Raw genomic sequence first — 10,040 nt, forward strand, 5'->3', positions numbered from 1 at the left:
AGGGGAAGAGCGCCAACGATGCGAGCCGTAATTGCCCCGCAGCTTCGATACGCCGCTTCCAATCGACGTCGTGCTGGATCAACTCGATCGCACGCTCGCGGCCAACAACACCGCCGTGCTGGTGGCCCCTCCCGGCGCCGGCAAAACCACGCGGGTGCCGCTGGCGCTGCTCGATGCGCCCTGGCTGAAGGGCAAAAAGATCATCATGCTGGAGCCGCGGCGGATCGCGGCGCGCGCCAGCGCCGAGCGGATGGCGCGGACGCTCGGCGAGCGGGCAGGGGAGACCGTCGGCTACCGCGTCCGCTTCGGCTCGAAGATCTCGCGCGCGACCCGGATCGAGGTCGTTACCGAGGGAATCTTCTCGCGACAGATTCTCGACGATCCCGAGTTGAACGGCGTCGCCGCGGTGCTGTTCGACGAATTTCATGAGCGCTCGCTCGACGCCGATCTGGGCTTAGCCCTCGCCCGTGACGCGCAGACTGGCCTGCGCGAGGATCTTCGTATCCTCGTGATGTCGGCAACCCTCGACGGCGCGCGTGTCGGCAAATTGCTCGGCGATGCGCCGGTGGTTGCCAGCGAGGGCCGCGCCTTTCCGGTCGAGACGCGCTATCTCGGCCGCAAGGTGGATGCGCCGATCGAGCGGCAGATGGCGGATGCGATCGCGACCGCGCTGCGCGCCGATCCGGGCTCGGTGTTGGCTTTCCTGCCGGGCGCCGCCGAAATCCGCCGCACGCAGAATTTTCTCGCCGAACGGGTCCATGATGCGAGCGTGGAAATCGTGCCGCTGTTCGGCGCGCTCGACGCGGCCGTGCAGGACCGCGCCATCGCGCCGGCACCGAAGGGAAGCCGCAAGGTCGTGCTGGCAACTTCCATTGCCGAGACTTCGCTGACCATCGAGGGTGTGCGCATCGTCGTCGATTGCGGCCTGGCGCGGGTGCCGCGCTACGAGCCCGATATCGGCCTGACGCGCCTGGAAACTGTGCGCGCCTCGCGCGCCGCGGTCGATCAGCGCCGTGGCCGCGCCGGCCGTACCGAGCCCGGCGTCTGCTACCGTCTCTGGGACGAGCCGCAGACGGCATCGCTCGCCGCCTACACCCAGCCGGAAATTCTTTCTGCAGACCTCTCCTCGCTGGTGCTCGATCTCGCGCAATGGGGCGTCCGCGATCCCGCTACATTGGCGTTTCTTGATCCCCCGCCGGCGCCGGCGCTGAAGGAGGCCACCAGCCTACTGCTCGAACTCGGCGCGCTGGATTCGGATGGTTGGATTACTGCGGAGGGCCACAGTCTGCGGGCGCTGGCGCTGCCGCCGCGGCTGGCGCGCATGATCGTGGATTCGCACCGGCTGGGGGCAGGTGAGGAGGCGGCCGAGATCGCGGCCATCCTGACCGAGCGTGGTCTCGGCGGTGACAGCGTCGATCTCGATGTCAGGCTCGACCAATTCCGCCGCGACCGCTCGCCCCGCGCGTCCAGCGCGCGCAGCCTAGCGCAGCGTTGGGCGCAGCAGGTGGCGACGACGGAGGGGGCGTCCGCAGAGGACGCCTCACCATCGACCGGAATCATGCTCGCGCTTGCTTTCCCCGATCGCGTCGCGCGCAACCGCGGCAATGGCAGCTTTGTGCTCGCCAACGGCCGCGGCGCCGCTGTCGAACAGGCCTCGTCGCTGGCGCGCACGCCCTATATCGCCGTGGGCGAATTGACCGGCACGGCAGCGCAGGGACGTGTCCTGCTTGCCGCGCCGATCGCGCAAGCCGATATCGAAACGCGCTTTGCCGACCAGATCGAGAATGCGGATGAGATTTCGTTCGATCGCGGCGCAATGGCGCTGCGCGCGCGCCGCAAGCGGACGCTGCATGCGATCACGCTGTCGGAAGCGCCGATGGCGCTGTCGCCCTCGGCCGAGACCGCGCGCATCTTTGCCGCCGGATTGGTCGCCGCCGGGCTCGACAAATTGCCGTGGTCGAAGGCGCTGAAGCAGTGGCGCGATCGCGTGATGTTTCTGCGCAAGGCGGAGGACGAGAGCTGGCCCGACCTGTCGGACGCGGCGCTCGCGGCCGACAGCGAGAACTGGCTGGTGCCGGCGCTCTACGACAAGACCTCGCTGAAGGATTTTTCCGCCAGTGATCTCTCCGATGCGCTGATGGCGCTGTTGCCATGGGAGTTGCGCGCGCGGCTGGAGCGGGAAGCACCGACGCATTTCGAGGCGCCGACCGGCACCATGCTCGCGATCGACTACGAGGCCGAGCAGGGCCCGACCATTGCCGTGCGCCTGCAGGAATTGTTCGGGCTCAACACCCATCCCTCGATCGCCAAGGGCGCAGTGCCGCTGGTGCTGGAATTGCTGTCCCCGGCGCAACGCCCGGTGCAGGTGACGCGAGACCTTCCCGGCTTCTGGCGCGGCAGCTATGCCGCCGTGCGCTCCGACCTGCGCGGCCGCTATCCCCGCCACCCCTGGCCCGAAGACCCGGCCAGCGCGATGCCGACCCGCCGCGTCAAGCCGCGCGGGACGTGAGGGCTTTCGAGGCTGTCATTGCCGGGCTTGACCCGGCAATCCATCGTTCTTGAGGAGCTTTTTCTGAAGATTGATGGATACGCGGGTCAAGCCCGCGTATGACGATTTGCCCCGTTAACGCTTCACTCATCCTTTTCGTCAAAATGACAGGCCCGGCCATCGCCGTTAGTCGCGGTTTCGCGACTGGCGTGGTGATATCGGCGGTCTGGCAAAGCGAGCGTGGCGTATGCGTAACTTGATGATCCTTGCTGCCGTTATGGTCGGCCTCGGCACTTACATGGGCCAGATGGCGGGCAAGATGTCGGCGGCACCGGCGCCGGCACCCGTCAGCGCGCCGCCGAAAAAGGCTCCGCCGCAAACGGTCGCGCAAGCCTCCGGCCGCACCCTCGACATTCCCCGCGATGCCCGCGGCCATTTCCAGACCGACGGCCACATCGACGGTCAGCGCATCAATTTCCTGGTCGACACCGGCGCCTCGGTGGTGGCGTTGAATGAGAGGTCCGCGGCCCGCTTCGGCCTGCGTCCTTCGCTCAGCGAATACAACGCGACGGTCTCCACCGCCAACGGCACCATCAAGGCTGCGCGTGCGCGGCTCGCGATGATCGATCTCGGCGGCATCGTGGTGCGGGACGTCGACGCGCTGGTGCTGCCGGACGAGGCGTTGTCGGAGAACCTGCTCGGCATGTCGTTCCTGTCGAGGCTGAAGCGCTTCAACTATTCCAACGGCCGGCTGGTGCTGGAACAGTAAGGTTACCAGGCTACCAAACCGCCGCAATTGATCGCCACAACGCGCCGGCCCGCTATCGCCCGGCCTGCGTATTCGTTATGGCTGCGGTTCCCTTAGCATTCCACGACAAGGTCATTTCATGTTCCCGAAGCCCAAATCCGTGCTGGTTCCGAACACCTATGCCTTCGAATCCGGGCCGATGGTGAAGGCGACCGGCTTTCGCGAATATGACGCGCGCTGGCTGTTCGAGAAGGAGATCAACCTGATGGGCGTGCAGGCGCTGGGCATGGGGCTTGGCGCGCTGATTGCGGAACTGGGCGTCAGCCAGGAAATCGTCACCGGCCATGATTTCCGCGGCTATTCGGCCTCGATCAAATACGCGCTGATCTCAGGCCTGATGGCGGCGGGCTGCAAGGTGCATGACATCGGGCTTGCGGTAACGCCGATGGCCTATTTCGCGCAGTTCGATCTCGACGTGCCCTGCGTCGCGATGGTGACGGCCTCGCATAACGACAATGGCTGGACCGGCGTCAAGATGGGCGCCAACCGTCCGCTCACCTTCGGTCCCGACGAGATGACGCGACTGAAGGAAATCGTGCTCAATGCCGAGTTCAAGAACAAGGCCGGCGGCGCTTATCAATTCCACGAGAATTTTCCGGTACGCTACATCGCCGATCTCACCAGCCGTCCCAAGCTGAAGCGCAAGCTCAAGGTCGTTGCCGCCTGCGGCAACGGCACCGCGGGCGCGTTCGCGCCGCAGGTGCTGGAAGCGATCGGCTGCGAGGTGATCCCGCTCGACACCGAGCTCGATCACACCTTCCCGAAATACAATCCGAACCCCGAAGACATGGAGATGCTGCACGCGATCCGCGACGCCGTGCTCAAGCACAAGGCCGATGTTGGCCTCGGCTTCGACGGCGACGGCGACCGCTGCGGCGTGGTCGACAATACCGGCGAGGAAATCTTCGCCGACAAGGTCGGCGTGATGCTGGCGCGCGATATGTCGGCGATCCACAAGGATGCGCAGTTCGTCGTCGACGTGAAATCAACCGGCCTGTTTGTCACAGATCCGGTGCTGCAAAAGCAGGGCGCGAAAACCGCCTATTGGAAGACCGGGCATTCCTACATGAAGCGCCGCACCAACGAGATGGGTGCGCTGGCGGGGTTCGAAAAGTCCGGCCACTTCTTCTTCAACAAGCCGTTCGGCCGCGGCTATGACGATGGGCTGGTCTCGGCGATCGCCATCTGCGAAATGCTCGACCGCGCGCCTGACAAGTCTATGGCCGACCTGAAGAACGCAATTCCGAAAACCTGGTCGTCGCCGACGATGTCGCCGCATTGCGCTGACGAGGTGAAGTACGGCGTGGCGGCTGCCGTGGTGAAGCACTTCGAAGACAAGCAGAAGAAGGGCGAAACGGTCGCCGACCAGAAGATCCGCGATCTCGTCACCGTCAACGGCGTGCGCGTCACGGTCGAAGACGGAAGCTGGGGCCTGGTGCGGGCTTCATCCAACAAGCCAGAGCTGGTGGTGGTGGTCGAAAGCCCGGTGAGTGAAGCGCGCATGCGCGACATGTTCGAGGCAATGGATTCCGTGCTGCGCACGCATCCGGAGGTCGGCGAGTACAATCAGAAGATTTGAGGGCGGACGGTGTTTGCCTAGCACGCGTTCGTCATCGTCCGCGAAGGCGGGATCCGGTACGCTGCGACTTTCCTGTTAGGTCGCTGATGTCTCAGGAATACTGGATCGTCCGCTCCGGTGCGCAATTGCGCACAAGGCGGACGACGACAGTGTTCTCGAATTCTTACGCCACGTGCAGCGAGCCCAGGAAGCTGTCGACCTCGGACTTCAGCTGGTCGGATTGCGACGACAGACCGTTCGCAGCATCCAGTAGCTTCGATGTTGCCCGGCCCGCCTCTTCCGAAGCACGGCTGACACTGAGAATGTTGCCGTTGACGTCCCGTGTACCGTTAGCCGCCTGCTGCACATTGCCCGCGATTTCCCGCGTCGCGGCGCCCTGTTGATCGACGGCGGCGGCGACTTCATTGGATATCTCGTCGATCTCGGCGATGGTTCCGCCGATCGCCTGGATGGCGCTGACGGCCTGGCTGGTGGCCGTCTGGATGTCCTGCACCTGCGCGGAGATTTCTTCCGTTGCTTTCGCGGTCTGATTGGCCAGCGCCTTGACTTCGCTCGCCACCACCGCAAATCCCCGTCCATGTTCGCCGGCGCGGGCGGCTTCGATCGTGGCGTTCAGCGCCAGCAGGTTGGTCTGGCTCGCAATACTCTGGATCAGCGTGACGACTTCGCCGATCTTCTGGGTGCCGGCGGCAAGCCCCTCAACCACGGAGTTGGTGCGGCGAGCCTCTTCGGCGGCCTTGTTTGCGATTTCGGCAGAGCGCGTCACCTGCTGGGCAATGTTGCTGATGGAGGCCGTCAGTTCCTCGGTCGCCGCTGCAACCGTTTCCACGTTCGACGAGGCCCGGGTCGAGGCGCCTGCTGCCTCTGCGGTATGCCGCGTGGTTTCTGCATTGCTCTTGCTCATCAGGGTAGAGAGGCCCTGCACCTCGTTGGCGGTTAACGCGACCGCATCGACGATGCTGCCGATCTTGCGCTTGAAGCCCGCGGCGAGTTCGCGGCGCACCGCGTCGCTGTCCTGCTTGGCCTGCCGTTCGGCGGTCATCCGGTCGGTATTGGCTCGGGCTTCGGCGGCATTTGCCGCTTCCGCCTCGGCGGTCTTTTGCGCGGTCGTCTCGAACAGGCCGGACAGCTTCACCGCCAGCCAGCTCAGCACGCCGGCCTCGATCAGAACAATGACGGCATGAAGCACGACGCGGCCGAGATCGGCGCCCCCGGGATAAACCGCGGCCGGAAGCAGGAAGTTCAGCACCAGATGATGCAGCGCGACCGCGACCGCGCCGGCGAGGATCGGGCGATAGTCGCAATAGGCGAGGAGACACGCCAGCGTGGCGAAGAAATACATGTGCGTGTCGACCTGCCAGGCATGGCCGGCGAGCTGGAAGGTAAACACCGATACACTGCCCATCAGGGCGACGGCAAAGATCAGCCGCGTCGAAAGCCCGTTACCCGCGGTGCGCCACGACAGGGTCGCGGCCAGCGCCATCGCCCCCGTCAGCGCGGTTGGCGCCAGCCATCCGCTATCGCGCATCAGGCCGATGGCGAGCGCAATGGGAACATGAAGCCAGAGCAATCCCAGCAAGGCCCTGCTGGTGGTTTCGCGCAAAGCTGCAAGATCATCGCTTTCAATGGTCATTTCCGGATTCCCAGTATGCGTTCAATAAACAACTGCTTTGTTTGTGAAACAGGCCGCGATCGCTTGCGGATCGATTACGAACCAGGCCCCGGCCTCGTGCAGCCGTGACAATCCCTCAACGCCGTCGGGCCGCACCACCAGCAGCGATGGAACGGCGGTCACGCGGACGATTGCAGCATTGGCTGAAGCGGCGGCCGAGAAGGCCTGCTGAGAATCCCACCAAACGGGAAATGCAACGGCCACGACTTCGGTGCCTGGGCGAGCCTGAAAAGACAGTGCTGCGACGCCGATGAAGCTGGCGATCAGCAACAGCACGGCGTTGAGCCATGCCGGCCATCGGTAGCTGAGTGTGATATTCCGACCCATCGCCCGTGTCTATGGACACATGGCTAATGTTCGGTGAACGGACCCGCTCCGTAGAATTACGGAGGTTACTTACGCCGCCGGCACCGGCAGCGCGGTCACCGACTTGATCTTCTCCATCGCAAAGCGCGAGGTGACGTTCTTCAGCGGCACGGCGCTGATCAGCTTCTTGTAGAATACGTCATAGCTCGCCATGTCGGCGACCACGACGCGCAGCATGTAATCGACGTCGCCGGCCATCCGGTAGAATTCCATCACCTCGGGCATGGCGCTGACGGCGCTGGCGAAGGTCTTCAGCCAGGCTTCCGAGTGGTCGGAGCTTTCGACCGAGACGAACACGGAAATGCCGAGCCCGATCTTGTTCTGGTCGACCAGCGCCACCCGCCGCAGGATCACGCCGTCGGCTTCCAGCCGCTGGATGCGCTTCCAGCACGGCGTCGATGACAGTCCGACCCGGTCGCCGATCTCGGCGACGGAAAGGGAGGCGTCCTCCTGCAATACGGTGAGGATCTTGCGGTCGATGGCGTCCAAGCGGCGGCTGCCTTCGTGGAGCTGAATGGCGACGTCGGTCATGAGAAAATTGTTCCATAGACAAGGTTTTGATACCTCATATATAGAAAAATCTTCTCATGCAAGCCCAACTATTGACCGGCCCGGACCGCGGCCGCACTTTGGCCGTGGCTTAAAAGCTCTTCAACTTCAGTACGTTGAGGCGCTGCGAAGGCACCGCCGAAGCGGGTGCATTTCAGCGCTGCGGCCGCGGACGCGAAGCGGAGCGCCTGCCGCAGTTCCTGCTTCTCCGTGATGGCCAGCGCAAACGCGCCGTGGAACACGTCCCCGGCGCCGAGGGTATCGACCGTGTGCACCGGGAAGGCCGGGGTTTCCTGGATACCGCCGTTTTCGTCGAGCCAGATCGTTCCCCGGGGCCCTCTTGTCCCGGCCAGGAAGGACGGGGTCAGTTTGGCGATTTTCTTCAGCGCCTGGGCGTCGTCGGAGACGTCGGCGGTCTCCTGCAGCGGCTCGCTGGAGAACACCAGATGCGTGGAAGCGTTCAGCAGGCCCTCGCGCAGCGACATCGCGCGATCGACGTCGACGATCACGGGAATGCCGCGCCGGACGGCCTCGGCGCAAAGCTCGGTGCAGAATTCGGCGCAGCGGCTCTCGGTGAGAATGGCGGCGCAATCGTCCAGCAGCGTGTCGAAGTCGGGCAATTTCACATGCCACAGTTTCGGATCGCGGAAGGTCACGATGGTGCGCTCGCCGGATGGATCGATCATCACTGCCGAGATCGGCGTCACCAGGTCAGGCATGTGGATGAGATGCTTCGTCTCGATGCCCTCGCGCGCCATCTGATCGAAGATGAAGCGACTCGATGCTTCGTTGGCATCGCCCATCGGCCCGCAGATCGAGGCGCGGCCGCCGAGCCGAACGATGCCGATCGCGCCGTTGAGCGCATTGCCGCCGCAGATTTCGTCGAATGCGGTGGCATTCTCCTTGGAGCCGCGGCCGGGAACACCGGGCGTATGAAAGGTCAGGTCGCGCACCGGCATGCCGATGCAGAGAATCCGCGGCGGGAGTTTGGGCGCCTTGTCTTGAAAGTTCATTCGGGAATCCGTCATGTCAGTTCCGCTTTCTGCCGGAACCAGGGTCCCGAGTTAATCGACTGGTCCATCGACGGTTCCCGCTATGCGCCGCTGTCTTTTCCCTCATGCAACCATTGGCCGATCAAATGATGCGCGATAGCGAAGGGATGAGCGGCAAACAGGCCATCGGGGTGCTGGCGCTTGTGCATGAGCGCGAGTTCGGCGCGGTCGAACCAGCGAGCATCCTCAAGCTCGACGCGGTCGACGATGATGTCCTCGCTGATCGCGCGCGCCGTGCAGCCGATCATCAGTGACGACGGATAGGGCCAAGGCTGGGTCATATAGTAATTCACGTCGGTCACGCGGATGCCGGATTCCTCGAAAATCTCGCGACGTACGGCGTCCTCGATGGTCTCGGCGGCTTCGACAAAGCCGGCGAGGCACGAATACATGCCGGGCATGAACTGCTTCTGCCGGCCGAGCAGCGCCTTGTCGCCCAAGCTTACGAACATGATCACGACCGGATCGGTGCGCGGGAAATGCTCGGCCTTGCAGCTCCCGCATTCGCGCTTCCAGCCGCCTTCCTTCATTGAGGTGCGCGCACCGCAATTGGCGCAAAATCCGTGGCGCTGATGCCAGCTCACCAGCGATTTCGCCATTGCGATAGCCGACAGCTGCTCAAGCGGCAGCACGCCCTGCATCGCCATGCCACGCAATTCCGTTACCGCGACGTCCTTGCGGCCGATCAGTTTTTCCGCGGCGGCCGGCGAAATACCCATGCCGAAGATCGGCGCACCGTCGCGCAGGCCCAAGAAGATCGTGCCGGGATTGGCGCCGTAGTCCAGCGCTTCCTTGATCGAGAGCAACGCGCGGGGGCCGCTCTCCTCCTGTTTCATGACCAGCGAGTCGCGGTAGACCACATAGGCCCTCGCATTGCTCTGGCCTTCAAGCGCAAACAGTTTTTCGTCATTGCCGCGCAGATGCGCGGCGCGATCGAGGATATTGGTAACGAAAGCGGGCTTTCCGAGCGGATACTTGTCGAATGCGGACATCTGTTCAACCCAACCAGATCTTGCGGCGAAGCGCGTTGATGAAATTCTGAACTTCCTCGGCGTCATGCGCCAGCGGCGGCATCACGCCCCAGACCGGACGCGGCCAGGCCGCGTCGCTGGTGCGCCGCGCGATGATGTGGACATGCAGCTGCGGCACCAGATTGCCGAGCGCCGCGACATTGAGCTTGTCGCATTTGGTGATTTCCTTCAGCGCTCGCGACACCCGGGATATTTCGGTCATCAATTGTGCCTGCGCGACCTCGTCGAGGTCGACGATTTCTACCGCGCCTTCGCGACGGGGCACCAGCAACAGCCACGGGTAATGCGCATCCTTGATGACGAGCACCTTGCTCAGCGGCAGGTCGCCAATATCGATCGTGTCCTTTTGGAGCTGGGAGTGCAGCGACCAGGCGTCAGAGGGCATATTTTTTCCTCGTCATGGCCGGGCAGAAGCGCGTCTTCGCGCTAGATGTCCCGGCCATCCACTTTTTTTGCGCGCCGCTGAGGAAGCAAGACGTGGATGGGGGGGGGGGG

General features: G+C 63.9%; 9 protein-coding genes. 3 read left to right on the plus strand and 6 right to left on the minus strand.

Going from position 1 to position 10,040, the window contains the following annotated elements; genetic code table 11:
• Positions 1-31: 31 nt before the first annotated feature.
• The 3 genes from hrpB to CQ12_RS34265 all read left to right on the plus strand — a co-directional run bounded on the left by hrpB (position 32) and on the right by CQ12_RS34265 (position 4,875).
• Complete coding sequence (hrpB, locus tag CQ12_RS34255) at positions 32-2,509, plus strand: ATP-dependent helicase HrpB (protein ID WP_057839679.1); 2,478 nt, start codon at positions 32-34, stop codon at positions 2,507-2,509.
• A 226-nt stretch (positions 2,510-2,735) separates the two neighbouring features.
• On the plus strand, positions 2,736-3,257 hold the full coding sequence (locus CQ12_RS34260) for a TIGR02281 family clan AA aspartic protease (RefSeq protein WP_057839680.1): 522 nt from the start codon (positions 2,736-2,738) through the stop codon (positions 3,255-3,257).
• Positions 3,258-3,375: 118 nt separating this feature from the next.
• A complete protein-coding gene (locus tag CQ12_RS34265; protein ID WP_057839681.1) occupies positions 3,376-4,875 on the plus strand; it encodes a phosphomannomutase/phosphoglucomutase in 1,500 nt (499 codons plus the stop codon).
• Between the two features lie 163 nt (positions 4,876-5,038).
• On the opposite strand, the gene CQ12_RS34270 is transcribed toward CQ12_RS34265, so the two are convergent.
• From CQ12_RS34270 to CQ12_RS34295, 6 genes are all read right to left on the minus strand, one after another.
• Positions 5,039-6,508 (minus strand): methyl-accepting chemotaxis protein, encoded by a 1,470-nt coding sequence (locus CQ12_RS34270; RefSeq protein WP_057839682.1) that lies wholly within the window; start codon positions 6,506-6,508, stop codon positions 5,039-5,041.
• 21 nt (positions 6,509-6,529) lie between these two features.
• Positions 6,530-6,874 carry a hypothetical protein gene (locus CQ12_RS34275; RefSeq protein WP_057839683.1) on the minus strand — a complete coding sequence of 115 codons (345 nt, stop codon included), beginning with the start codon at positions 6,872-6,874 and terminating at the stop codon, positions 6,530-6,532.
• 69 nt (positions 6,875-6,943) lie between these two features.
• A complete protein-coding gene (locus CQ12_RS34280; protein ID WP_057839684.1) occupies positions 6,944-7,444 on the minus strand; it encodes an Lrp/AsnC family transcriptional regulator in 501 nt (166 codons plus the stop codon).
• 68 nt (positions 7,445-7,512) lie between these two features.
• Positions 7,513-8,475: a sugar kinase gene (locus CQ12_RS34285; protein WP_057839685.1), complete on the minus strand. Its 963-nt coding sequence runs from the start codon at positions 8,473-8,475 to the stop codon at positions 7,513-7,515.
• An 80-nt stretch (positions 8,476-8,555) separates the two neighbouring features.
• Positions 8,556-9,506, minus strand: a complete 951-nt coding sequence (gene nudC / locus CQ12_RS34290) for an NAD(+) diphosphatase (protein WP_057839686.1) — start codon at positions 9,504-9,506, stop codon at positions 8,556-8,558.
• A 4-nt stretch (positions 9,507-9,510) separates the two neighbouring features.
• Positions 9,511-9,930, minus strand: coding sequence for an HIT domain-containing protein (locus CQ12_RS34295; RefSeq protein ID WP_057839687.1), 420 nt, complete (start codon positions 9,928-9,930; stop codon positions 9,511-9,513).
• Between the last annotated feature and the right edge of the window lie 110 nt (positions 9,931-10,040).

It is taken from the genome of Bradyrhizobium jicamae (genome assembly GCF_001440395.1).
Taxonomy (GTDB): Bacteria; Pseudomonadota; Alphaproteobacteria; order Rhizobiales; family Xanthobacteraceae; genus Bradyrhizobium; species Bradyrhizobium jicamae.